Origin of the sequence: Streptomyces sp. NPDC053076, assembly GCF_044546845.1 — a bacterium.
In the GTDB taxonomy this organism is placed as follows: Bacteria; Actinomycetota; Actinomycetes; order Streptomycetales; family Streptomycetaceae; genus Streptomyces.
The window spans coordinates 324,202-348,592 of sequence record NZ_JBITZL010000007.1 but is presented as its reverse complement, the minus strand read 5'-3'; the positions used below and the strand labels follow the sequence as shown (position 1 = coordinate 348,592).

At 72.8% G+C, this 24,391-nt stretch carries 20 protein-coding genes; 4 read left to right on the top strand and 16 right to left on the bottom strand.

Going from position 1 to position 24,391, the window contains the following annotated elements:
• Position 1: 1 nt before the first annotated feature.
• The 5 genes from ACIGYR_RS27905 to ACIGYR_RS27885 are packed head-to-tail and all read right to left on the bottom strand — an operon-like array spanning position 2 to position 4,092.
• Positions 2-808 carry an acetylglutamate kinase gene (locus ACIGYR_RS27905; protein WP_399603550.1) on the bottom strand — a complete coding sequence of 269 codons (807 nt, stop codon included), beginning with the start codon at positions 806-808 and terminating at the stop codon, positions 2-4.
• On the bottom strand, positions 805-1,860 hold the full coding sequence (gene argC / locus ACIGYR_RS27900) for an N-acetyl-gamma-glutamyl-phosphate reductase (RefSeq protein WP_399603553.1): 1,056 nt from the start codon (positions 1,858-1,860) through the stop codon (positions 805-807). Before argC ends, ACIGYR_RS27905 begins: the two co-directional genes overlap by 4 nt.
• Positions 1,857-2,705, bottom strand: coding sequence for a RimK family alpha-L-glutamate ligase (locus ACIGYR_RS27895; protein WP_399603556.1), 849 nt, complete (start codon positions 2,703-2,705; stop codon positions 1,857-1,859). Before ACIGYR_RS27895 ends, argC begins: the two co-directional genes overlap by 4 nt.
• A 1-nt stretch (position 2,706) precedes the next feature.
• Positions 2,707-2,892, bottom strand: coding sequence for a lysine biosynthesis protein LysW (locus tag ACIGYR_RS27890; RefSeq protein ID WP_391846064.1), 186 nt, complete (start codon positions 2,890-2,892; stop codon positions 2,707-2,709).
• Positions 2,893-2,940: 48 nt separating this feature from the next.
• Positions 2,941-4,092 carry an isopropylmalate synthase gene (locus ACIGYR_RS27885; RefSeq protein WP_399603560.1) on the bottom strand — a complete coding sequence of 384 codons (1,152 nt, stop codon included), beginning with the start codon at positions 4,090-4,092 and terminating at the stop codon, positions 2,941-2,943.
• 266 nt (positions 4,093-4,358) lie between these two features.
• Here ACIGYR_RS27885 and ACIGYR_RS27880 point away from each other — a divergent pair, with 266 nt between their 5' ends.
• Positions 4,359-5,114: an arylmalonate decarboxylase gene (locus ACIGYR_RS27880; RefSeq protein WP_399603562.1), complete on the top strand. Its 756-nt coding sequence runs from the start codon at positions 4,359-4,361 to the stop codon at positions 5,112-5,114.
• Between the two features lie 80 nt (positions 5,115-5,194).
• Here the strand turns inward: ACIGYR_RS27880 and ACIGYR_RS27875 are convergent, their stop codons facing one another.
• From ACIGYR_RS27875 to ACIGYR_RS27850, 6 genes are all read right to left on the bottom strand, one after another.
• A complete protein-coding gene (locus tag ACIGYR_RS27875; RefSeq protein ID WP_399603565.1) occupies positions 5,195-5,932 on the bottom strand; it encodes a response regulator transcription factor in 738 nt (245 codons plus the stop codon).
• Between the two features lie 30 nt (positions 5,933-5,962).
• Complete coding sequence (locus ACIGYR_RS27870) at positions 5,963-7,105, bottom strand: transposase (RefSeq protein ID WP_400014327.1); 1,143 nt, start codon at positions 7,103-7,105, stop codon at positions 5,963-5,965.
• 387 nt (positions 7,106-7,492) lie between these two features.
• Positions 7,493-8,359, bottom strand: a complete 867-nt coding sequence (locus ACIGYR_RS27865) for an alpha/beta fold hydrolase (RefSeq protein ID WP_399603571.1) — start codon at positions 8,357-8,359, stop codon at positions 7,493-7,495.
• Between the two features lie 114 nt (positions 8,360-8,473).
• Positions 8,474-8,842: a MerR family transcriptional regulator gene (locus tag ACIGYR_RS27860; RefSeq protein WP_391846055.1), complete on the bottom strand. Its 369-nt coding sequence runs from the start codon at positions 8,840-8,842 to the stop codon at positions 8,474-8,476.
• Positions 8,843-8,923: 81 nt separating this feature from the next.
• Positions 8,924-10,168, bottom strand: coding sequence for an MFS transporter (locus ACIGYR_RS27855; RefSeq protein WP_399603573.1), 1,245 nt, complete (start codon positions 10,166-10,168; stop codon positions 8,924-8,926).
• A gap of 357 nt (positions 10,169-10,525) precedes the next feature.
• The gene (locus tag ACIGYR_RS27850) at positions 10,526-11,068 is read right to left on the bottom strand and encodes an SDR family NAD(P)-dependent oxidoreductase (RefSeq protein ID WP_399603576.1); all 543 of its coding nucleotides are present in this window, start codon (positions 11,066-11,068) and stop codon (positions 10,526-10,528) included.
• A gap of 603 nt (positions 11,069-11,671) precedes the next feature.
• On the opposite strand from ACIGYR_RS27850, the gene ACIGYR_RS27845 reads away from it, so the two are divergent.
• Both ACIGYR_RS27845 and ACIGYR_RS27840 read left to right on the top strand, forming a co-directional pair.
• A complete protein-coding gene (locus ACIGYR_RS27845; protein ID WP_399603579.1) occupies positions 11,672-15,043 on the top strand; it encodes a BTAD domain-containing putative transcriptional regulator in 3,372 nt (1,123 codons plus the stop codon).
• A 495-nt stretch (positions 15,044-15,538) separates the two neighbouring features.
• Positions 15,539-16,372, top strand: a complete 834-nt coding sequence (locus ACIGYR_RS27840) for a BTAD domain-containing putative transcriptional regulator (protein WP_391846047.1) — start codon at positions 15,539-15,541, stop codon at positions 16,370-16,372.
• A gap of 3 nt (positions 16,373-16,375) precedes the next feature.
• Here the strand turns inward: ACIGYR_RS27840 and ACIGYR_RS27835 are convergent, their stop codons facing one another.
• From ACIGYR_RS27835 to ACIGYR_RS27815, 5 genes are all read right to left on the bottom strand, one after another.
• Positions 16,376-16,984 carry a response regulator gene (locus ACIGYR_RS27835; RefSeq protein ID WP_399603582.1) on the bottom strand — a complete coding sequence of 203 codons (609 nt, stop codon included), beginning with the start codon at positions 16,982-16,984 and terminating at the stop codon, positions 16,376-16,378.
• Between the two features lie 64 nt (positions 16,985-17,048).
• On the bottom strand, positions 17,049-18,281 hold the full coding sequence (locus ACIGYR_RS27830) for a sensor histidine kinase (RefSeq protein WP_399603585.1): 1,233 nt from the start codon (positions 18,279-18,281) through the stop codon (positions 17,049-17,051).
• Positions 18,282-18,561: 280 nt separating this feature from the next.
• Positions 18,562-20,841, bottom strand: coding sequence for a TOMM precursor leader peptide-binding protein (locus ACIGYR_RS27825; RefSeq protein ID WP_399603588.1), 2,280 nt, complete (start codon positions 20,839-20,841; stop codon positions 18,562-18,564).
• Positions 20,842-20,870: 29 nt separating this feature from the next.
• Positions 20,871-21,041 (bottom strand): hypothetical protein, encoded by a 171-nt coding sequence (locus tag ACIGYR_RS27820; RefSeq protein ID WP_391846039.1) that lies wholly within the window; start codon positions 21,039-21,041, stop codon positions 20,871-20,873.
• Between the two features lie 135 nt (positions 21,042-21,176).
• Positions 21,177-22,325, bottom strand: a complete 1,149-nt coding sequence (locus tag ACIGYR_RS27815; RefSeq protein ID WP_391846037.1) for a glycosyltransferase — start codon at positions 22,323-22,325, stop codon at positions 21,177-21,179.
• A 296-nt stretch (positions 22,326-22,621) separates the two neighbouring features.
• Here ACIGYR_RS27815 and ACIGYR_RS27810 point away from each other — a divergent pair, with 296 nt between their 5' ends.
• Positions 22,622-24,292, top strand: coding sequence for an MDR family MFS transporter (locus ACIGYR_RS27810; RefSeq protein WP_399603591.1), 1,671 nt, complete (start codon positions 22,622-22,624; stop codon positions 24,290-24,292).
• The last annotated feature ends 99 nt before the right edge of the window (positions 24,293-24,391 follow it).

Below are 24,391 nucleotides of genomic sequence, written 5' to 3'. Positions count from 1 at the left end.
CTCACGTTCGCGTGATGACGGTGCCGGTGCGGGCGGCGAGCAGGTCGGAGACGGGCGCGCTGCCGATGACGACCCGTGCCACGCCGCGTTGCAGGGCCTCGTCGGCGGCCCGCAGCTTCTTGCGCATGCCGCCGGTGGCGCCCTTGTCGCGGAACGCGGCGGCGGCCTCGGCGCTGATCTCGCGGACGGGTTCGCCGTCGATCAGCAGGTGCGTGACGTCGGTGACGAGCACCAGGTCGGGCGCGCCGACGGCACCGGCGAGGGCGGCGGCGGCCCGGTCGGCGTCGGTGTTGACCTCCCGGCCCGCAGGGTTGCGGGCCAGTGGCGTGACGAGCCGGGCCCGGCCGGGCTCCAGGTCCTTCAGCAGGGTCGGGTCCGCGTCCGTGACGGGGCCCACCAGGTTCTCCAGCTCGACCAGTTGCTTGTCCCGCCACCACCAGCGTTCGGCCTCGCCGGCGGCGAGCAGGCCGTCGCTGCCGAGCAGCCGTTCGGCCCGCAGGCCACGCCGCTCCAGCTGCTGGAGCACCTCGGCGCCGAGCCGGGCGCTGACGGTCTTGATGTCGTCGATGACCTCGGGCGTGGTCCAGCGGCTCTGGTTGCCGTACCGGTCGCGCAGGATCGCCGACGGCTCGCGGTGGCGGGCGCTGAGTTTCCTCAGCGGCTTGGACCAGCCGTGCACCAGGACCAGCGGGCGCTGCCGGCCCAGCCGGGCCAGGTCGTCCCACCAGGTCCCGTCGAGATCGTCGACGGCGCTGCCGCCGAGCTTCACGACGGCCGGGGCCTGCCCGGGGTGCTGTGCCGTACTCATGCGGGCATCACCGGGTGCATCGTCAGTCCCGTCTCCTCGGGCAGCCCGAAGCGGAGGTTCACCGCCTGCACGGCCTGGCCGGCCGCGCCCTTGACCAGGTTGTCCAGGGCGGCGAGGACGACGATCCGGCCGCCCTCCTCGTCGTGCAGGGCCGTCACGTCGCAGTAGTTGGAGCCGAGCACCGCCTGCGGGTCCGGCACCGGGATCAGCGTCTCGGTGTGCCGGCGCACCCGCACGAACCGGTGCTCCTTGTAGAAGCGCAGGTACGCCCGCTGCAGTGCGCGCTGGTCGACCTCGCCGTCGGTGAAGACGTAAGCGCTGGTGAGCAGCCCGCGCACATGCGAGACGCCGTACGCCGACATGCTCAGCGAGCCGACCGAGCCGGGCTTGCCGCGCTCCAGGAAGTCGCTGACCTCCGCCGCGTGCCGGTGACCGGTGGGCGCGTACGGTGCGATGGCGCCGCTACGGAAGGGGTGCAGGTCGGCGGTGCGCAGCTGGAGGCCACCGCCGCTGGAGCCGCTCTTGCCGTCCACCACCACGGTCTTCAGGTCGAGGCCGAGGCCCAGGGTGAGCGGGGCGAGGCCGAGCGTGATCGCGGTGGCGTAGCAGCCCGGCAGTGAGATCAGTGCCGCGCCGGCCAGCTGGTCGCCGATCAGCTCCGGCACGCCGTAGACGAACCGGTCGGCCAGGTCGGTGCGCCGCTGGACCTTCGGGTACCAGCGGGCGTGCCGCTCCGGGGTGCGGATACGGAAGGCGCCGCTGAGGTCGACGACGGCCGGGACGCGGTCCGCGAACAGGGCGGCCAGCTCGGCGGAGACCGGGGCGGGCGTGGCCAGCAGCAGGACGTCCACCTGGTCGGCGACGTCCTCGGTGACCGGCTGCACGGTCAGACCGGGGGCGATGCGCAGGGCCGGGTGCAGCTCGGCCGGGCGCCTGCCGATGTTCGAGGAGCCGCCGAGGAAGGTCAGCTCCAGGTCGGGATGCTGGGTGATCAGTCGGATGAGTTCGCCGCCGGCCAGCCCGGAGGCACCGACGATTCCTGCGCGGATCATGCGAGCAGCTCCTGCACATGGCGGCCGATGGCCGAGGGGACGTCCGCGCCGGTGGCCGAGGCCACGGCCCGGAAGCCGGGGGCGTGGTTGACCTCGTTGACGACGTAGCCCTCGGCGGTGCGGAACAGGTCGACGCCGTAGATGCCGGGCCCCAGCTCCGCCGTGACCGCGTCGACGATCTTGACGAGGTCGGGGTCGTGGGCGAGGGCGCGGGTGTCGTTGCCGAGGGCGGCGTTGTTGCGCCAGTCGGTGCCGCCGCTGGCGAACTCGGCGGCCCCGACCAGTTCGTGCCCGACGACCAGGCAGCGCACCGAGGTGCCGCCCAGGTACGGCTCGACCAGGCATGCCTGCTCGAAGGCGTGGCCGAGGTCCTCGACGTAGTCGTACACGGACTGGGCGGTGTCGGCGTGCCGGATCAGCGTGACCCGCTTGCCCATGCCGCCGAAGACCGGCTTGAGGACCACCGGCAGCTCCAGTTCGGTGAGCGCCTGCTCGAAGTCCTTGCGGGACAGCACGAGCCGGAAGTCCGGCACGGGGACGCCCGCGGTGCGCAGCACGGTGCGCAGCGCGGCCTTGTTCTCGCAGGCGTGGATCGCCCCGGCGGTGTTGACGGTGCGGGCTCCGGCGGCCTCGGCGAGGCTCGCGACCAGGCCGCCGCGGGTGTAGCTACGGCTGCGGATCAGCAGCGCGTCGTAGTCCCGGACGGAGGGGGCGCCGGGTTCGCCGAGGCACAGGGACTCGTCGTTGACCCAGTCGACCGAGAGGCCGAGCGCGTCGGCGCGCTGGATCAGCTGACGCTCCTCCCAGGCGATCCGGTCGGCGACTATGGCGACTTTGCGGCCCATCTCACTGACCCCAGTCGCGCAGCTGCACCTCGACCATCTGGAGGGTCAGCTGTCCGTCGGCGACGTCCTCGACGCGCAGGGTGAGCATGCACTCGGGGCAGGACAGGGTCTCGCCCTGGACGACCGGCGGCACGGTCAGGTCGGTCTCGCACTCGGGGCAGGCGCCGGTGAGGGTGGCGGTGGACATGGTCGAGCTCCGTTCTGTCACGCGGATCGGCTGGTGGGTACGGCTGGTTCAGGCGGCCTGGAAGTCGATGGCGGCCTTGCGGACGGCGTCCCGGTCCAGGAGCGGGCCACCGGTGCTTTCCTGGCGGTCCACGAGCCAGGACGTGAAGGCGTCGATGTCGACGGACGTCCCCGAATCGGTCAGCGCCCACTTGACGAGGGCCGGGGTCAGCCGGGTGCGGACGCGCAGTTCCCGTGAGCCGCCGACCAGTTCGGCCGGGAGGGTCTCGTACGCCTCCGGGTGGCTGAGCTGGCCGGGCAGTTCGTAGGCGAAGGCGTGCGGCGTGGTCGGGCCGGACTGGAAGGCCGTGCCGAGGCCGGCGCCCCGCAGGGCGAGCCGGGACAGCTCGGTGAGGTGGCCGAGGTCGAAGCGGGTGTCGCCGTGCACGATCCGCAGCGAGGTGAGCAGTTCGGCCAGCGGGGCGTTGCCGCCGCGCTCGCCGATGCCGCCGACGGTCGCCGAGATCCACCGGGCGCCGGCGCGGACGGCGGCGAGCGAGTTCGCGACGGCCATGCCCAGCATGTTGTGCGAGTGGATCTCGATCTCGGCGCCGTCGATCGCGGTCAGGTCCCCGATCACCGACTCCATCTGCCAGGGCGAGAGGTAGGCGACGGTCTCGGCGAGCCGGAACCGGTCGGCCCCGGCCTCGAAGCCGGCGGCGACGTACGGGACGAGCCGCTCCTTGGGCGTGCGGGCGCCGTCCTCGCCGCTGAAGGTGACGTGGAAGCCGCGCTCCTTGGCCTGTGTGATCGCCGAACGGGCCAGCGCCTGCAGGAACTTGGCACTCGGCGTGCCCAGCTTCAGCTGGGCGTGCTGTTCCGAGGTGGGAATGGAGTACATGATGTGGCGCACGCCGAGGCGCTCGGCCTCGTCGAGGGCGCGGGCCACCTGCTGCCGGTCCCGCACCACGAGCAGGGTCATGCTGCGCTCGGGCCCGACGGCGTCGTGCACGGCCTCGACCAGGTGGGCGTCCTTCGAGCCCGGGCCGGAGACCATGCCCACCTCGACCAGCTCGACCCCGGTGCGCACCAGCAGGCCGGCGATCGCGGCCGCGTCGTCCGGGCCGAACTCGACACCCGCCATGTGCGCGGAGTCGCGCAGGGTCGCGTCGGAGATCCGAGGCGGGTTCGGGAGTTTCTCATGGTTTTCCGTTGCTGCCATTTCCGTTCACTCCTTGTTGCAAAGGAATTTCCATCCCTGCTTCCGGAAGAGTTCGGTGAACCGCAATCCGGGAACGAATGCGTCTGGCGCTGCACAACAGCCTCCGTGGCGGAGCGGGTGCAGGGCAAGGAATGCAGCGTCAGAAGGCCATGGAAAACTGTCAAGGAATGTCAAGAAGTACAGGCAGTGCAAGGACGGTGTGGCGGTGCGCAAGAGAGTACGGAATAGGCCGCCGGGGCAGGTGCGGCGGCCCTACCGTGCCATTCATGGACCTTCTCTCACTCCCCCGGCTCGGGCTTGTCGTCCCGCCGGAGAACCCGACCGCGGAACCGGAGTTCACCACGCTGCTCGGCCACCGCGTGAACGTGTACACGGCCCGCTTCCCGACGACACCCGGGCTCGGTCTCAGGGACATGCTGGAGTCCTACAACCGTGTCCTGCCCGACACCCTCGGCCAGTTCGGCGGCATGCGGCTGGACGCGGCCGTGGTGGCGTGCAGTGCCTCGCACTACCTGCTCGGCCCGGACGGCGACCGCGCCTTCTGCGCCGAGCTGTCCGAGCGCTCGGGTTTCCCGGTGGTGTCCTCGACCCAGGCGATCCTGGCCGCGTGCGAGGCCCTGGGCGTGCGCCGGCTGACCCTCGTCTCGCCGTACCAGCCGTGGCTCACCGACCTCTCGCGCGCCTTCTGGGAGCGGGCCGGTCTCACGGTCGGCGGAACCGTGTCGGTCCCGGCGCGCTCAACTCCCGGCGGCGACCCGCACTACGACCCGTACCAGGTGACCACCGCGGCGATACTCGACCGCACCGCGGCGGGCGGCCTCCCCGACGGCACCGCCCTGTTGTGCACCGGCACGGGCATGGGCACGCTCGCCGCGCTCGGGGAGCTCGCCCGGCGGGAGCCCGGCCGGGTGCTGCTCACCTCCAACCTGGCGTCCGTGTGGTGGGCCCGGCGCACCCTGGCCGGCGGTGACGGCACCGCGGAGCACCCGCTCCTGCGCCGCCTGGAGAAGACGGCGGTATGACGGCGAAGGGCCCCGACGGACGCGGGTCGCCGCGCCCCGGGGCCCTGGGCCGTCTCCGGCCGCCGTCCTGCCTCGCGCGCCTAGGACGCCTCGGGCATCTCGAAGATCCCGGACGCCCCCGGCAGGTCCGAGGCGCGCCCGCCGGCGTATCCCATCCGGTAGCCGACACCGCGGACCGTGGTGATCCACCGGCTGCCGAGTTTCGCGCGCAGGCTGCTCACATGGGTGTCGATGGTGCGGCTGGTGCAGGCCCAGTTACTGCCCCACACCTTTGCCATCAGCTCCTTTCGCGACACGACCGTTTCGCTGTGCGCGGCCAGGACGTACAGCAGCTCGAATTCCTTCGACGTGACGGGAACCAGACGGTCGTGCAGCCGTACTTCACGGCTGCGCGGATCTATGTGCAGCGGGCGCAGGGAAATGCTCTTTTCCTGGGACGTATTGCGGTGGACACGACGCAGCACGGCCTCTATCCGCGCGCCGATCTCCCGGAAACCCCAGGTCTTCACCACGCAGTCGTCCGCGCCGGCCCGCAGCGCGAGCACCCGTTCCAGCTCGTCGTCGAGCTCGGTCACGGCGATCAGCGGAGTGTCACCGTCGCTGCGCACCGAGCGGCACACCTCCAGTCCGTCCATGTCCGCGAGTTCCAGCGAGAGCAGCACCAGGTCCGCGTCGCGGTAGGTGCGCAGTGCCCGCGCCCCGGTGTGCACGCTCCGCGTGGTGTAGCCCTGTCTGCGCAGGTCACGCTCGACGGCCTCGGCCGCGGAGGCGTCCCGCTCCACCACGAGTACGTTCGTCACCCCTTGCCGTCCCCTCATCGTCTGTTCGTCTCGGCTCCTCGGACACCGTCAGCACGCGGCCCTGCTCCGCTCGGCAGGGACGCCGCCGTCCGGGGCGTCGTCGAGGTACTGGTGGACGTACGCGGCCGAGGCCATCGTCATGTGGTGGTGCCAGCCCGGGAAGGAGCGCCCTTCGAAGTCCAGGACACCGAGACGGTTCTGCAGGACGGAGACGGTCACCAGGGCGGCGGTCCGGCCCCGCACCAGGGAGAGCACCTCGTCCACCGGCCGGTCGGTGAGACTGGTGATCCAGTACCGGGGAGGCAGCCGGCCGTCCGGGGCGGACCGCTCCAGGATCCGGTACGTGCGCGAGGCGCCGTCGGCGCCCACCGCCAGCTGCGGCAGCCGTACCGTGCCGGGGTAGGTGTGGATCGTCATCACCTTGGTACGGCCGTCCGGAGCCTGCCCCACGATCACATGCGGCTGCCGGGCGTGCCGCATCCCCATCAGCGCGCCCACCGTGCGCACGGTCGGCGTGTGCTGTCCGACGAGCACGACCTGGCCGGGGTCGACCTCGCACACCACGTCCAGCCGCTCCCGGGCCAGCCCCGCGAGCACGCCGGCCGCGTCCTCGCACCGCGTCAGGTCGAGAACCCAGGGCAGTCCGGCCACATGCGGCAGCGTGACCGCGTCCGCGGCGTAGTCGAGGACGTAGGCGCCGACCGGGCGCTCCTTCTCCTCCTCCGGTATCCGGGTACGCCGCCTGCGCTGCAAGTCCCAGTCCCAGGGGCCACTGAGCACCAGGCTCCAGTCGACCGGGAAGGCCCGGTCGGCGCCGGCCAGGAACAGGCCGAGCGCCCGCTGGCAGTTGACGGTCCGGCCGGTCGCGGGGTCCGCGCGCCGGTGTACGCCCACCGAGTGCCCACCGCTCTTGGGGATGATCAGCTCGGCGACCGTCCACGCGTAGGGTGCCGCCTGTGCCGCGACGCGCTCGGTGAGCCTGCGCCGCACCGGCCGCCAGTCCCACGAGCTGGCGTTGATGAACTGGTGCAGCCCGCGCAGCGCCGCCGGGGGTAAGGCGTCCTCACGCGCCATGCGCCGTGGTGTCTTCTTGCCCGAGCCGTGGATCAGGGCCCACAGATACGCCCGGGCCCAACGATGTTGTTCCACTCTGTGAAGTGACCGGAATATGTCCTCCACAAACCCCTGCATACGCAGGTCGTCGACCAATGACATGCGCGTCTCACGCGACGACATAAACGCTACGTCCCCTCGTATTTCGTAACGCTCAGACTGAGGCCGGTGCATCGTGCATGTGCCCTTGCCACAAAATACCCTCGGAGCCACAATCCTGTCCGTCGAGCGTCCGCACTTCACAACTTCGCGCTCTGACCTGGGGAACCTTGCTGGGGTGGCCGGGATGGAGGGCGGCCACCGGGGGTCGGAAAATACCGGTTGGCCAATATTGATGGGCCGATCTCGGCTTGGCCGATGGCGTGTCAAAAGTTTATGAACAAAAACGGCTCAGGGCATGCCGACGACCGCCGAAGGCCGGGGGATACCTTCGGCGGCCGGACCATGGCGCGGCGCGCTGGTTAATCAGTCCTGGCGCGCCGCCAGGGTGTCGAGCCAGTTGCCCAGCAGGCCGTGCACGGCGTCCGGCTGATCGAGGTGGACGTTGTGACCGGCGCCGTCGACGACCGCGTAGGTCGCGCGCGGATAGTGCTCCAGGAGATCCAACTGGTCACGCCAGCCCACCATGTGGTCCTGGCGGCCGGTCACCAGCAGATGCGTGCCGTCGTGCGTGCCGAAGCGGGACTCCGGCAGCTCCTTGAACAGGTACGCCTTGAGCAACGCGGCGGCGTCCTCGCGGTGGTGGGCGCGGATGCCGGGCAGTACATGGTCGCGGAAGGCACTCCAGCCCGCGTCGTCCTGGTACAGCGCGATGCCCGCGAACGCCTCGCGGTCGGCCGGTTCGAGCGCGGCCAGCAGTGCCTCGTCCCGGGTGAGCACCTGCCGCTCGGGCAGCACGCGCTCACCGCCCGGCTTGACCAGCGGCGCGATCAGTGCCGTACCCAGGACCTGCGGGCCCCGCTCGGCGATCAGATGACGGGCGAGCTGGCCGCCGTAGGAGATGCCGACGACCGCGAACGGCTCGTCGCCGACGACCTTGTCCACGAACCGCAGCACCGCCTCGCCCATGGCCTCGGCCGTGACCGGGCCGGACAGCCGCGGCGAACGACCGGAGCCGGGCAGGTCGGCGTAGAGCCGTCGCCAGCCGCGGCGCGCGGCGAACACGGGCTCCAGCGGCAGCAGGAGCCGGTGATCGATGGTGTAGCCGTGCAGCAGCACCACGGGCGTGCCGGAACCGAACTCGACGTGGTGCAGCAGTTGCTGCGCCGGCCGCGCCGTCCCGGTCGTCTCGGTCGTCTCGGTCGTCTCGGTCGATCCAGTCTCTTCGGTCATGACTCCACAGTCCGGTACTGACATTGGTGTGATGGTCAAATCCCCAGGAGCGACCCCTGGGGACGGCTCGCTGAACGTCCTGGTGAGAGGGGCGGACGAGGAGCGGAAAACGGGTCAGGCGGCCCGCCCGCAGCGCACCGTGTCGAGGTAGGCGGCCACGGCGTCCCGGTTGCGCACCAGGAACCGGATCCGCTCGGTCATCCGGTCCCGCTCGCGTTCCAGCGCGGCGATGATCTCCGGTGACGCGTCGGAGACGTGGATGGCGTCCGGCTCGTCCAGGCAGGGCAGGATCTGCCGGATGATGCGCGTGGGCAGGCCCACGTCGAGCAGACCGCGGATCTGCCGGACGCGGTCCACGTTCCGTTCGTCGTAGCAGCGCCAGCCGTTCGGGCCGCGCCGGGAGGCGATCAGCCCCTGCTCCTCGTAGTAGCGCAGCAGCCTGCGGGAGGTGCGGGTGCGCTCCGCCAGTTCCCCGATGCGCATACGAACTCCTCATCGCCCTCGTCGCGGTACTCGACGTCTCGTGTCTCCGGTGCGGCTCGACGTCTCGTGTCTCCGGTGCGGCTACGCCGCCTGCCTCCTGGCGGGGAAGCCGTGGCCGCGGGCGAGTGCGACGACGGCGATCACCGGCAGCATGAGCAGCAGCACGCTCCACGGCAGGGAGTCGCTGCCGCTCAGGTCGAGCAGCACACCGCCGATGACGCCGCCGCCCGCCATGGCGACGTTCCACAGCGTCACGAGCATGGCCTGGGCCGCGTCGGCCGCCTCCCCGCCCGCTTCTCCGGCCGCGGTCTGGAGCAGGGTCGGGACCCCGCCCCAGCCCAGGCCCCACAGCACGGCGGCGAGGTAGACGAAGGCGGTGTGGTCGGCGAGCACGGCCAGCACCGCGGCGGCCACCGCGACCAGCAGCGAGCTGGCGACGGTCAGCACCCGCAGCCGCCGGTGGATCTGCGCGCCGACGATCCAGATGCTCGCCAGGGAGGCGGCGCCGAAGACCAGCAGCACCAGGTCGGTGTTCCCGCCCATGCCGAGGTCGTCGAGGAACGTGGCGATGTACGCGTAGATGATGGTGTGCGCCAGCACGAAGACCAGCGTCACGAACAGCACCGGGACCACGCCCGGGACCCGCAGGGCGTGCAGCATCTTCGGCCGCTCGCCGCGCTCCTGGCCCGGGTAGTCCGGTACGGCCGCGGCGATCCACGCCAGCAGCAGGACGGTCAGCCCCGTCATCGCGAGGAACGCCACCCGCCAGTCGGTCACCTTGCCCAGGAAGGTGCCGGCGGGCACGCCCAGCGAGAGCGCGACCGGAATGCCCGCCATGGCGACGGCGATCGCCCGGCCCTGGAGCTGTACCGGAGCCAGCCGGCGTGCGTACCCGGCGAGCAGCGCCCAGGCCAGGCCCGCCGCGACGCCCGCGACGAAGCGCGCCACCATGGTCAGCCCATAGGCGGAGGACACCGCCGTGACGGTGTTGGCGACCGCGAAGCCGATCATGGCGGTCAGCAGCAGCCGCTTGCGCCGCCAGCCGGCCGTCGCCGCCGTCAGCGGGATCGCGGTCAGCGCGGTGCCGATCGCGTAGATCGTGACCGTCTGTCCGGTCGCGGACTCGCTCACGTGCAGGTCCCGGCTCATCGCCGGGAGCAGGCCCGCGGGCAGGGTCTCGGTGAGGCTCGTGATGAACACGGCGGTCGCCAGGGCCAGCAGGGCGAACATGGGCAGCTTCTGGGGCTGCTCCTCCAAGCCCTGCCGACGAGAGTCGCCGTCTGTCCGCGTTGGCGAATCAGCCGCGGTTTCCGGTGTGGTGCTCATGGCTGTGCTCCAGGGTTCTGGGACGGGGTGGGTGGAACTGGGGGGTGGGACGGGCGGGGGGTCGTGTCCGGCCGGGGGGTCGTGTCCGGCCCGGGGGTCGTGTCCGGCCGGGGGTCGTGTCCGGCCGGGGTCGTGTCCGGCCGGGGGTCGTGTCCGGCCCGGGGCTGTGCCCGGCCGGGGGTCGTGTCCGGCCCGGGGCTGTGCCCGGCCCAGGGGCGTCATGGCCTGGGGTGGCGTCATGACCGGGGGCGCATGGCTGGTGGGGCATGCCCCCGGGGGATGCAGGGCCGGGGGATGCAGGGCGGGGGGATGCATGGTCGGGGATGCAGGGCCGGAGGATGCAGGGCCGGGGGGTTGTCATGGCCGGCTGAGCCCCCCGTCGACGGGAAAGCGGACTCCGGTGGTGAAGGTGGCGTCGGTGGCCAGGAAGAGCGCGGCCCGGGCCACCTCCTCGGCGGCACCGAGGCGGCCCAGGGGCGGCAGGGGCACCCCGTCGCCGTCCGGCGCCGCGATACAGCCCGGCGCGACGGCGTTGACGCGGATGCCCCGGGAGACCAGTTCGGCGGCGAGCGCGTGCACGGCGGCGGACGACGGGGCCGGGGTCATCAGCACGACCGCGCCGCCGTCCGTGAGCCGCGGCAGCAGCGGGCGGGCGGTGGCCACGACATCGGCGAACAGCAGGTCGACGGCGCCGCCGGACGTCAGGCAGCCCCCCACACCGGACGGTGCGACGACCCGGGCGGTGGAACCCAGTTCGGCGCCCAGCCGGTGGCGCTCCTGCGCGGTGCGGGCGGTCAGCACGACCCGGGCGCCGCCTTCCACCAGACGCTTGGCGACGGCCAGCCCGACGGCGGTGGCCTCTCCGACGACGACGGCCGTCCGGCCCGTGTACTTGGTCATGCTGCCGTTTCCTCCGCCGCACCTGCCTCGAACTGCCCGGTGACACGACCATGCGCCGGAGCACTTCGGGAAACCTTCGGAAGGGCTGACGCCCGGCTTACGGTCCGACTGACGACCCGGCTCACGGCTGCCTCATGACCCGGCGCACGACCGGCTTACGGCCCCGGCACACGACCGACTCACGGCTGCCTCGCGGCCCGGCCCCCAGCTGGCTCACGGCTGCCTCGCGGCCCGGCCCCCAGCTGGCTCGCGACCCGGCTCACGGCTGCCTCATGACCCGGCGCACGACCGGCTTACGGCCCCGGCACACGACCGACTCACGGCTGCCTCGCGGCCCGGCCCCCAGCTGGCTCACGGCTGCCTCGCGGCCCGGCGCACGGCTGGCTCGTGGCCGGCTTGTGCCCCGTCGTTCGGCTGACCTTCGCCCCGCGCGGCCGACTCACAGCCCGGCGTCCGGGCGGCTTGCGGTCCGGCCGCCGGGCGGCTTGCGGTCCGGGCGGCTTGCGGGCCGGGCGGCTCGCGGTCCGGTGTCGGTCCGGGTGCCGTCGCGGTGACCGGGGTGACCGCCGAGCCGGAGTGATGCCGTGACGTACAGTGACGCACATGCGGTTTGGGGTGCTCGGACCACTGGCGGTGTGGGACGACGAGGGGGTGGCCGTCCGGGTTCCCGAGGCGAAGGTCCGGGCGCTGCTCGCCGACCTGCTCGCCCACGACGGCGGCCCGGTCCCCGCGGACCGCCTCATCCACGACCTGTGGGGCGACCGGCCACCGGGCAGGCCCGCGGGCTCGCTCCAGGCCAAGGTCTCGCAGCTGCGCCGGGCCCTCGGCCGGGACCGCGTGGTGCACCAGCCGTCCGGCTACCGGCTGCGGCTGGAGGACGCCGACGAGGTGGACGCGGCCCGGTTCCGCGACCTGGTGGACCGCGCCCGCGGCGTCACCGACCCGAGCGCCCGGGCCGGACTGCTCACCGAGGCGCTGGAGTTGTGGCGGGGCCCCGCCTACGCCGACTTCGCCGACCGGGAGTTCGTCCGCGGTGCGGTGCAACGCCTCACCGAGCAGCGGCTGTCCGTGCTGGAGGAGCAGGCGGAGGCCCGCCTCGCGACCGGCGACCAGGTGCTCCTCGCCGGGGAGCTGGCCGACCTGGTGGACCGGCATCCGCTGCGGGAACGGCTGCGCGCGCTCCAGATGCGGGCGCTGTACGCGGCCGGCCGGCAGAGCGAGGCGCTCGCGGCCTACGAGGATCTGCGCGCGCGTCTCGTCGCCGAGCTGGGTGTCGACCCGAGCCCCGAACTCGCCGTACTGCACCAGGCGGTGCTGCGCCAGGACCCCGGACTGACGGCGATACCGCAGAACGCTCCCGCGCCCGCGGCGAACCCGCGCCCCGCCCCCGCGGCGGCCCCGCGCCCGGCCCCCGCCGCGCAGGCGGCCCCGAGCACCGCCTCCGCGGAGGCGGCCGCCCCCTCCAACCTGCCCGTCTCCCTCACTCCCCTCATCGGGCGCCGCGAGGCCCTCGACCGGCTCTCCGAACTCCTGCGCGTGGCGCGCCTGGTGACCCTCACCGGACCCGGTGGCGTGGGCAAGTCCCGGCTGGCCGTGGCGGCGGCCGAGGAGCCGCGGGACGGCGGGGACGCCGCGGAGCTGCCCGACGGGACCTGGTTCGTGGAGTTCTCCGGCGTCCGCGGCGGGGCCGCCGCCGACCTCGCCCAGCTGGTCGCGGCGTCCCTCGGCATCAGCGACCACGCGCCCTCCGCCGTGCCGGCCCCGGCCACCGGCACCCGGTCGCCCGCCCATCACCTCGCGGCCGTACTGCGCGACCGGCGGATGCTGCTCGTCCTGGACAACTGCGAGCACGTCGTCGACGCCGCCGCCGAACTCACCGCCCTGCTCCTGCGCACCGCGCCCGGCCTGCGCGTGCTGGCCACCAGCCAGGAGCCGCTCGGCCTGCCGGGCGAGGAGGTCTTCCTGGTCGAACCCCTGCCCACCGCCGACGCGGTACGGCTGTTCACGCAGCGCGCCGCCGCGGCGGCACCCGGCTTCTCCCTCGCCCCCGGCGCCTGCGACGACTCCGACCGTGCCGCCGTCACGGAGATCTGCCGCCGCCTGGACGGCATCCCGCTCGCCCTGGAACTGGCGGCGACCCGGGTACGCGCCCTGGGCGTGTGCGAACTGGCGGCCCGGCTCGGCGACCGTTTCCGGCTGCTGACCTCGGGCCGGCGGGGTGCGCCCGAGCGCCAGCAGACCCTGCGCGCGGTGATCGACTGGAGCTGGGAACTGCTCAGCGCGCCCGAGCGCATCGTGCTGCGCCGGCTGGCCGCGTTCAGCGACGGTTGCGACCTGCGGGCGGCGGAGGCGGTGTGCGCGGGTGACGGCGTCGCCGCCTTCGAGGTGCCCGACCTGGTCATCCGGTTGGTCGACCGGTCCCTGGTCGTCGTCGCGGACGGACCGACCGGCCCGCGCTACCGGCTGCTGGAGTCCGTCGCCGCCTACGCCACCGAGCGGCTGCACGAGATGGAGGACCTCACCGCCGTACGCGACCGGCATCTGCGCCACTATCTCGCGCTCGCCGAACGCGCCGAGCCCGAACTGCGCGGCGCCGCGCAGCGGTCCTGGCTCGCCCGGCTCGACGCCGAGTCCGGCAATCTGCGGGCGGCCCTCGACGAGGCCGTGCGCCGGGCCGCCGCCGGGAGCCCGGCCCAGGCGGCGCGCCTGGCCACCGCCCTGGCCTGGTGGTGGCTGCTGCGCGGGCGCCTCACCCAGGCCCGCCGCAGCCTGCGCACGGTCCTCGACACCACGACGGCCACCACCACGGCCATCATCACCACGGCAGCCACCACCACGACGGCAGCCACCACCACGGCAGCCGACCGGGCCGGCCAGGCCGAACTGGGCCTGCTGCACACCGCGTTCGCCCTGCTCACCGGCGATCGCGAGCAGGCCGTCACCGTCCCGGACGGCGCGGGCTTCCCCGACCCCGTACGCCGGGCGCGCTCGCTGTGGCTGTGCGCGTACGGCCTGTTCAGCGCGGGCGCGGCGGCCGACAGCGACGAGCTGAACGACCGCGCGCTGACACTCTTCACCACCGCGGGCGATCAATGGGGCACCGCCGCCGCGCTCGGGCTGCGGGCCACGCTCGCGCTGATCCGCGGTGATCTCGCCGGACTGGGCCGCGACGGGCTGCGCAGCGCCGCGCTCTTCCGCGAGGTGGGCGACCGCTGGGGCGAACTCCAGACGGTGTCACCGCTCGCCGCGCTCGCGGAGATCAAGGGCGAGTACGAGGAGGCCGCGAACCGCCAGCACGAAGGGCTGCGGATCGCGCGCGAACTGGGCCTCGCGGCCGAGGTGTCCGCCCGGCTGTCCGGTCTGGGCCGCCTCGCGCTGCTGGCCCGCGACTGGGACCGGGCCCGTGACCTGCACGAACAGGCGCGGCGCAGCGCCGCCGAGCAGGGCTACAAGTACGGCGAGATCCACGCCGAGATGGGTCTCGCGCTCGGCGCCCGCCGCTCCGGCGACCTCGACGCCGCCGAAACACACCTGCGGAACCTGCGCGACGGCTACGCGGACGTGTCCTCACAGGCGGGCGACCACCTGGTCCTGGCCGAGCTGGGCTTCGTCGCCGAACTGCGGGGCGACGCGGAACGGGCCGCGGCCCTCCACCTGCGCGGCCTGGAGGTGGCCCGCGCACTCGGCGAGCCGCGCGCACTCGCGCTGTCCCTGGAGGGCCTGGCCGGTGCGGCGGCCCTGCGAGGCACCGCATCCGCCGCCGGCTGCGCGGCCCTGCTGCTCGGCGCGGCCGACGCGGCCCGCCGCAGCGTGGGCGCGCCGCTGCCGCCCGCCGAACGCACCGACGTGGACCGCATCACACGAGCGGCCCGCACCACCCTGGGCCACGCGGCCTTCACCCGCTCCTTCACCCACGGCACCCGCCTGACCCCCGAGGAGGCCGTGCAGGACTCGAGATCGTCTCCCTCGCGCTGAGCCGGCACGCCTGGACGCCGACGCTCGTGCTGACCGGCGCCGCCCGCCGGGAGGTCAAGCGGCTCGGCCCGCGGGATTTCTCCACGGCCGGCGGCCGGCTGGTCACCCCCGGGCCGAGGCCGCTCCTCGGGCCGGCCCCGCACCCCGGCCCCGGTCCCACGCGGCCACAGCAATGATTGCGCCAGTTAAATGGCGGAATATAGCTCCGTCGACGTATCGAGGAATGCAGTCGCCGGATTGCGCCTTCGAAAGTCCCCCGTTGAATCGTGGTCCGGAGGGAACCATCCCATGTCGGGACCTGTACCGGTCGGGGCTGTCGGATGCCTTGGGTTCCCAGGCGTGCCGGCCTCGGCTGTTCCTGGAGTCCCGCTGGAGTGAGCCGGTCACATTTCAATCAATGAGCGTGACACTGGGTGCCACTGAGGAGGCGTGTCATGGTCGATGTGCACACCGCGGATCAGTGACTTACACGCGGAATCGCTATGGGGGAGTGTCATGGACATTGGGATTCTTGGGCCGCTCGCCGTCCGGCTGAACGGACAGTCGATCGTGCCGAGTGCGGGAAAGCCGCGCCAGCTGCTGGCGCTGCTGGCCATCAGGGCGGAGCGGGTGGTGACCGTGCCGACGCTGATGGAGGAGATCTGGGGCGATGCGATCCCCAAGAGCGCGGCCACCACCCTGCAGACGTACATCCTCCACCTGCGCAGGAAGGTGACGGCCGCGCTGCGCACCGGGCCGGCGGGTGGCGCGGCCGAGCAGGTCGGGGACGCCAAGGACGTGCTGGCCACCTGCTTCGGCGGCTACCGGCTCGCGGTCCGCCCGGAGGACAGTGACGTGCGCGAGTTCCAGTCGCTCGCGGCTCGCGGCTCGCTCGCGCTGGAGACGGGCGACGCGCACGCCGCGTCCGTCATGCTGGACCGGGCGCTGAAGCTGTGGCGCGGGCCGGCACTGGTGGACGTGCCGGTCGGGCTCGTGCTCGGGGTCGAGGTGCTCGGCATGGACGAGCAGCGCACCCGGGTGCTCGAACAGCGCATCGAGGCGGACCTGCTGCTCGGCCGGCACGCCTCGCTCCTCGCCGAGCTGCGGATGCTGGTCGCCCGCCACCCGATGAACGAGAACCTGGCCGCCCAGCTCATGACGGCGCTGTACCGGTCGGGCGGCGTGTGGCGGGCGCTGGAGGTCTTCCAGCAGCTGCGCCGGACGCTCATCGAGGAGCTCGGCGTGGAGCCCTCACAGCGCCTGCAGCGGCTGCACCAGGCGGTGCTGTCCGGGGAGCCGGAGCTGGAGCCGCAGCACGCCGGGCGTCATCTGCTGCGCACCGGCGTCTGAGGCTCAGACCAGCCAGCCGGACTCGTGGGCGATGCGCACCGCGTCCACCCGGTTGCGGGCGTTCAGCTTGGTGACGACCGAGGTCAGGTAGTTCCGTACGGTCCCGGTGGACAGGTGCAGCCGGGAGGCGATCTCCGGCGCCTCATCGCCCTGGGCGGTGAGGCGCAGCACCTCCTTCTCGCGGTCGGTCAGCGGGCTCTCGACGCTGTCCCAGGCCGCCAGGGCGAGCTCGGGGTCGATGGCCCGGTGGCCCGCCACGATCCGGCGCACCGCCTCGGCGAGGTCCTGGGGCGAGGCGTCCTTCGGCAGGAAGCCGGAGACCTTGGCGTCCAGCGCCCGGCGCAGCACGCCCGGGCGGCCGAGGCTGGTCAGGATGAGGGTGGGGCAGCCGGGCAGCTCCTCGGCGAGGAGGGCCGCCGCCGACAGGCCGTCGAGGCCGGGGAGGCCGATGTCGATGATCGCGACGTCGGGCCGGGTCTCCAGGGCGGCCGACAGGATCTTGTCACCGCGTTCGACCTGGGCGACCACCTCGAGGTCGTCCTCCAGGCCGAGCAGTGCCACGAGCGCCCCCCGGATCAGGTCCATGTCCTCGGCCAACAATATGCGTATCACTGTGGTGAATCCCCCCCGCATCTTGACCGTTTCACAGTACAGTTTTTTGTTTCCGTACAGTTTTCTATTTAAGTCTGTTCTCCGTCGGTCCCGAGGAGGGACGGGAGGCGTGGGGAGCCAATGGGGCCCGGGCAACCATCCTGAACCAGCCGTCGTCGCCCAGGTGAGTGGTGAGGCTGCCGCCGACGCGGGTCAGCCGGTGGGTGAGATTGCCCAGGCCGCTGCCGCCGGAGTCGTCCGCCTGCTGTGATTCCCGGGCCGCCTCCCCGGGGTCCACGCCGTCGTTGGCGATGCTGAGTGTGACCATGCCGTTCTCCTCCCGGCACCGGATGGTGCAGTGGTGGACGCGGCTGTGCCGGAGCGCGTTGGTGACGCCCTCGCGGAGCACCGTGGCGAGGACCGTGTCGATCTGCGACGGAATCGGGCCCACGTCGATGGCGGTCTCCACCTCTATGCCGACCGACTCCAGCATCGAGCAGGTGACCGCCGTCTCCTCGATCAGAGACATGTTCCGGTAGCCGGTGGCGACCTTGCGCACATCGGCGAGCGACTGGCGGGACAGGGCGAGGACGGACTCGATCTCGTTCTGGGCGGCCTCGGACATGTCCGGCACCAGACGGCGGACCAGCTCGGTCTTGAGGGTGATCGCGGACAGGTTGTAGCCGAGCAGGTCGTGCAGGTCCCGGGAGAAGCGCACCCGCTCGCTGGCGACGGCGAGCCGGGCCAGGTCGGCGCGGTGTGCGTGCAGCCGGGTCACCAGGCCGGTCAGGCTGCTCAGCCCGAACACCACGAGCCCGGTGACGAGCGTGGCCTCCATCGCGTAGACGCTGTCCAGCACACTGCTGCCCTCGAGCGCCGAGTACGTGAAGAGGAAGAGGCCGATCGCGCCGTACAGCGGCCAGGCGGCCCGGCCGGGGAGCAGCAGGAGCACGGACCCGGCCAGGAAGCCGCCCATCGCGCCCCAGGCGATGCCGAAGAGGGCGAGCGGTACGAAGCAGAAGATGCCTTGCAGCAGGAGGGTGGTCGCTCGATGCCAGTACGGGCTCTGCCGGGCCGGCGGCCGGGAGTGCACGATCTGCAGGCCGAACACGGCGAGCAGGGCGCTCAAGCCCACGCATTTCTCGACCGGTGTCAGCCTCTCACCGAGCAGGTTCACGGCGGTGACCAGGGAATATCCGGCCATCACAGCCAAGAGGACCGCGCGCGCCAGCCGCGGGGCAGGCACGTCGGAAACTTCACCGGAGAGGTTCAGGGCCGGTCCTTCCGGCTCGTTGAGGTGCTGTTCACGTGAGTTCATCAGGCACGACGACTCTCTGCGGGGGGCGGTGGACACACCCGGAGGCCGTCCCGGCGGTGACCGGGACGACGGGGGGCGAGTCGATCATCGCCCGGACGGCGCCGTCCGGGCGAAGGGTGGTGATGTCTGACCGGACAGGAGGGATGGTCGACGGCGGCCGGAGGTTCGGTCCGTGGCGTCCGACGGGCGGCGGCCCCGGCGTCGTCGACGGGTACCTTGGGGCGTACGGGCCAGGAAAGGCCAGGTCAGAACCCCTACAACCGGACATGGGCGGCCGGGGTCAGATGAACAGCGGCAACGGATTGAGGCGCTCGTACGGAGTGGGCTCGGTGAGCCGGCCCAGGGCGACCGGCACGTCGAAGAGGCGGCCCGGCGCGAAACGCGGCCAGAAGTGGCGCATGCCCGGAATGACTACTTTCACCACCGGAAGCCCGATGTCGGGCCGGGTCTGGTCCAGGACGAGGACTTCGAGACCGCGCTCCCGGGCGAGCGCGGTGAGCGCCGCCACGTCGTCGGCGAGGTCGGCTCGGGGGGTGTGCACGTGGTCGCCGGGAACGGTCGGGCGGCGGTTCGGGGCGGGCAGCAGATGGGGCTGGTCGGCGACGGTGGCCGTGCGCCACCAGGACAGGGCCTGCGGGTCGTCCACCCGGTAGCCGGAGCCGTCCGGGCGGGAGTCGATGACCGCGGGCAGCAGCTGTCCCATCTCGGTGAGCGCACGGCGCACCGCGATGCGCGGGTCGAGGTGGGCGCCGAAGCCGAACAGCACGTCCTCGGCGGCCCCGTCGGTACGCCGGGACAGGGCGGCGACCACCGGGATGCCGAAGTCGGAGGTCAGGTCGAGGGCCCAGACCTCGCGGCCGACGGAGCGGTAGCCCGCGCGCAGCGGCTCGATCCAGTCGTCGCCCGACGCGGCGAAGGCGTCGAGGTCGAGGGCGGGTGCGAGGGTGCGGTTGTACCACCACAGGGCGACCGCGTCGCGCTCCACCAGCTCCAGGAAGCCCTGGACGAAGGCGTCCTCGCGGCTGGACCCGGCGGCGTTGCCGTTGGAGTCCGCGCGCAGCGGGGCCGCGGGGTCGGCGTCGAAGTAGAGCAGCGAGGTGGGCAGCAGCCGCTGCCGGCCCGCGGTCAGGGACCACACCGGGGTCCAGTCGAGCACCGCTTCCTCGTCGAAGGGGCGGCCGACGTACTGGAAGGGCGAGCGGGCGGCGTTCCAGGCGGCCCGGTCGCGCAGCTGCCGGGCGTCGTAGAGCCGGACGGTGTCCGGGTGCACCGCGGCCTCGCCGAGCGCGCGCAGGCTGTCGCGGACCACCGGCTCGTCGCCGTGCCGGGTGCCGCTGTAGCGCTCCACGGCCTCGCACAGGGCGCTGACCCGGGCCTCCTCGGAGGTGAGGCCCTTGCCGCCGCTGAGCGCGCGCAGGCCGGCGGTGTGCCCGGCCAGGGTGTGCGCCCGCAGCGCCAGGTTGTGCCCGGACAGGTAGCTGTGGGTGAAGGCCGGGCTGCGCGGGTCGCGCCGCACCTCGCGCACGACGCCGGTGACCGGGCTCACCAAGTGGCCGTAGGTGTCCAGCATCTGGCGGGGCGTCAGGGCGCGGTGGCCGTTGCCGCCGGCCGCCGCCTTGCGGCGGGGCCCGGGGATGAAGGGCGCGCGCACCGTGGCGCCGACCAGTCCGGGGTCGCCGCAGGCCGGGCACTGGGGGCGGTGGACGACGGGGTGGTGACCGACGGCCAGGGTGAGGGTGTCCAGGACGTGCACGGCGTCGCGTACCGGACTCGGCGTCCCGGCCAGGAACTTGGCGGTCTCCAGGACGGCGGTGTGCAGGCCCAGGGCTCGGCTCGCGGCGAGCGAGGCGTCGGGCCGGGCGACCGGGCCGGCGCTGCCCAGGGCGTGGTGCAGGGGCGCCTCGGAGCCGCGCTGGAGGCGCAGCCGGTCGGCAAGGCAGTGCCAGCAGGGGCCGTCGCCGGGGCGGAGCACCGGACCGGTCCACGGTGTCGGACCGCCGGGCTTGGCGAGGATCCAGGGCCGGCCCGCCGCGCGCTGGCGGGCGTCGATGCCGGCCAGGCGCTCGTCCAGGTAGTCGGCGCAGAGCACCAGGGTGACGGCCGCGTCCGCCGCGCCGGGCGGCACCATGGTGAGCCCGGAGTCGGTGCAGGCGGCTGCCGCCCGCGCGTGGCTGACCGGGCCGTCGAGCACCAGGAGCCGTACCGACGAACCGGTGGGCGGCGCGGTGCCGGCCAGGTCCCAGAAGGCTTCTGCCGAGGGGTCGGCCGGTGCCGGTGCTCCGGCGGAACGGGCGCGCAGCAGGCCGGCGGACCAGAGCTCGGCGAGCGCGCGGCGCAGTTCGTCGGGGGACGTCCCGGGTGCCACCGGGTTCCCGGCGGCGGCCCGCAGCACCTCGTCGGGCGTGCGGGTGCCGTCGAGCAGAGGGGCCAGCACCTCGGCCGGGGCGCCGCGCACGGCGCGCACGCCCCGGCCGGAGACCAGGTACACGGCCTCGCCCGGCACGACGACGCTCCGCAGATGGCTGCGCCAGCCGATCCGCGATGCGCCGCCGGCGGCCACCGGTCCTCCCTGTTCCCGCACGGCGGTCGTCAGGCCGCGAGGGCCTCAGCCGGCTCGGGAGCCAGCACACAGAGGGTGAAGAGGGCCGACGCGTCGGCGGGGGCCGAGTCCAGGTCCTCGATCGTCAGTGTGCTCGACGACTGGAGGTCCGGGGTGAGGACCGGGGCCCAGGAGGGGTCCTCGGTGAGGACAGGGAGCATGGTGGTTCCTTCCAGGAGTCTTCCGAGCGAGCGTGTGCGGCTCGAAGGTGCCGTGATGCAGCGCCTCGGCTGGATTGTGCGAACACCTGATGATCGCCGACCAGTGCATTCTTCACGAATTCGGGGGTGCCGGATTCACAGTGCCCCGCGGGCGCGGACCAGCTCGGTGATCGCCACCGTCACGTCGTGCGGGGTGGGCAGCCCCGCGATCTCCTTGCTCAGCTCGTCGGTCCGGGCCTTGTAGGCCGGGTCCTCCAGCAGCTCACGGCAGGCCTTGGCCACGTTCTCCGGTGAGTCGTCCTGCCCGGCCGTGAGCATGATGGCGGCGCCGTACTCGGCGAGCCGCTCGGACATGCCGACCTGCTTGGGCATGGCCGGGATCACCAGCTGGGGGACGCCGCACACGATCGCGTGCAGCATCGTGTTGCCGCCGGCCCGGTGCACCAGCAGGTCGCAGGTGCGCAGGACGACGTCGAGCGGCAGCCAGCCCGCGCGCACGTTGTCCGGCAGCTCGCCCAGGGCATCCGCCATCTCCTGGGGAGCCGCGATGAGCAGTTCCACGTCGAGCCCGGCGACCTTCTCGACCAGGGCGGACAGGGCGTCGGCCTCGTAGTCGGCGGTGACCCGGCTGCCCGCCGAGACCAGGACGCGCGGCCGGTCTCCCTTGGTGTACATCCAGGGCTCGAGCGCGCGCTGGGTGTTGAAGGGCACGTACTGCATGAACTGCGCGGGCCCCGCGTCCGGGCGCCGGGCACCGGGCGGGCAGATCTCCACGTACATGTCCGGGTCGGGAAGGGCGGACAGGCCCATCTCTTCCATCTCCGGGGCCAGTTCGGCGGCGGCGGACAGGTCGATGATGGACGGCTCGCCCATGTTGAGCGCGTGCCGCACCCAGGGCAGGCCGAACCGGTGGGCCACCAGCGGCGCCGCGTACGACAGCGCCCCGGCGACCAGGACGTCCGGCTGCCAGCGCTCGACGAGGGGGACCAGGCCCTCCATGCTGCCGAGGGCGAGGCGGGCCATGCCCCGGCCGTTGAACAGGTTGCGCTCGTGCGGGTCCTTGGGGATCTCCAGCGGGTTGCCGTGCCGGTCGCGCTGCATGAAGTCGAACATGGTGCGCGAGGTGATCGGGGCGCCGGGCAGACCGGTCGCCGCGACCAGCGGCATCACGTTCTCCGTGGCCCCGACGATCACTTCGTGGCCGGCGTTGCGCGCCGCCAGCGCCAGCGGGGTGATGGGAAAGACCGCCCCCGCGCTTCCTCCGGACACAAAAAGGAATCTCATGGCCGCGGACGCTAGGCAGCGGGGGTCGAGCGTTCCTGGAGCGGCGCTGGAAACACCGGGAGCGGCCGGTGAGGGAGTCGTCGGGCCACGGGAGCCGGCAGGCGCGAGGCGGGTGCGAGCCGTGCCCTAGCCGGGCGCCGCACAATCCCCCTTGACCTCTAGCGCACTAGAGGTTTCATCCTGGTCCGGACGCAGCGGCCGGAACCCGCCGACGGGCCCCCGGTCCGTGCCGGGGCCGAACCTGTGGGCGCACCGCTTCCCCTCCACTTCCGCATCCCGAAGGAAGAAACTCCCGAATGACAGACACAGCGAAGCCGGGCGCGTCGGTGCCCGGTTCCAGTGCCGACGCGGTGGACCGGCGCAGGGTCCGGCTGATCATGGTCGGGCTGCTGCTCGGCCTGTTCATGTCCGCGCTCGACCAGACGATCATCTCCGCCGCGCTGCGCACCATCGCCGACGACCTCAACGGCCTGTCGGAGCAGGGCTGGGCGAACACCTCGTACATGATCACATCGGTGATCACGACGGCGCTGTACGGCAAGCTCTCCGACATCTACGGACGCCGGCCCGTCTACTGCACCGCCGTCGCTGTCTTCGTGCTCGGCTCGGTGCTGTGCGGCCTCGCCCAGTCCATGACCTTCCTCGCGGTGTTCCGCGGTGTCCAGGGCATCGGCGCGGGCGGTCTGATGAGCCTCGCCTTCGCGATCCTCACCGATCTGGTGCCGCTGGCCGAGCGCAGCCGCTACCAGGCGTGGTTCGGCGCGGTCTTCGGTGTCTCGGCCGTCGTCGGGCCCGTCGCGGGCGGGTTCTTCGCCGGTCTCGACAGCTTCATGGGCACATCCGGCTGGCGCTGGGCCTTCTACATCAATGTGCCGATCGGCGTGGCGGCGGCGCTGATCATCGCCTCCATGGTGCGCATCCAGCCCAACCGCGCACAGCACAAGTTCGACATCGCGGGCCTGGGCACCCTGATCCTGTGCCTGGTGCCGCTGCTCTTCGCGGTGGAGCAGGGCCCGAAGTGGGGCTGGACCGCGGGCGGGACGCTCGGCCTGTTCGGCCTGGGGCTCCTCGGCCTGGTGCTGTTCCTGCTGGCGCAGAAGCGGGCGGGCGGTGCCGCCCTGCTGCCCACGCCGATGTTCCGCAACCCGCTCTTCTCCGTGTACAACGGCGTCAACATGCTGGTCGGAGCCGCCGTGTTCGGCGCGCTGTCGGTGCTGCCCCTCTACCTCCAGATGGTCAAGGGCCTGTCGCCCACCCAGGCCGGCCTGATGATGCTGCCCCAGACACTCGGCATCGTCGTCGCCGGCCGCATCGCGGGCCCGTTCGTCACGAAGACCGGCCGCTACAAGGTCGTTCTGCTCACCGGCCTGGTGCTGATGGTCGCCGCGACCTTCTGGTTCGGCACGCTCGCCGCGGACACCGCGCTGTGGCAGACGGGCATCGCCGCCGGCCTGATGGGCTTCGGCATCGGCCTGTGCTGGCAGGTCATGCTGATCGCGATCCAGACGGGCGTCTCGCCGCAGTACATGGGCGCGGGCATGGGCTCGTTCACCTTCTTCCGCCAGATCGGCGGCACTGCGGGCATCGCCGTCTTCCTGTCGATGTTCTTCGGCGCGGTCAGCGACAAGGTGGCCGCCTCCTACCGCGACGCGGTCTCCGACCCCGCCTACACGGCGGCCGTCAACGACCCGTCGGTGACCGGGCAGGCCGCCAACAAGGTGCTCCTCGGCGCCCGGGAAGGAGCCGTCCCGATGGACAACAGCTCCTTCCTCGACCACGCCGACCCGCGCCTGGCCAAGCCGTTCCTGCACGGCATGGCCGAGGCGATGCAGACCGTCTTCCTCGTCAGCGGAGTCATGCTCCTGATCGCCCTGGTCCTCGCGGCCGTCCCGAAGGAGAAGCGTCGCGAGCCGGCCCCCGCACCCGGCGGCGCCAAGGAGGCCAAGGAGCCCGCGGGCAAGAACTGAGCCGCTGCACCGCCTGGTTCAGGCGACGACCACACGCGTGCCGCCCGCCCTCCGGCGGGCGAGCACGCCCTCCATACGGACGCGTGCCCATCCCCCGTG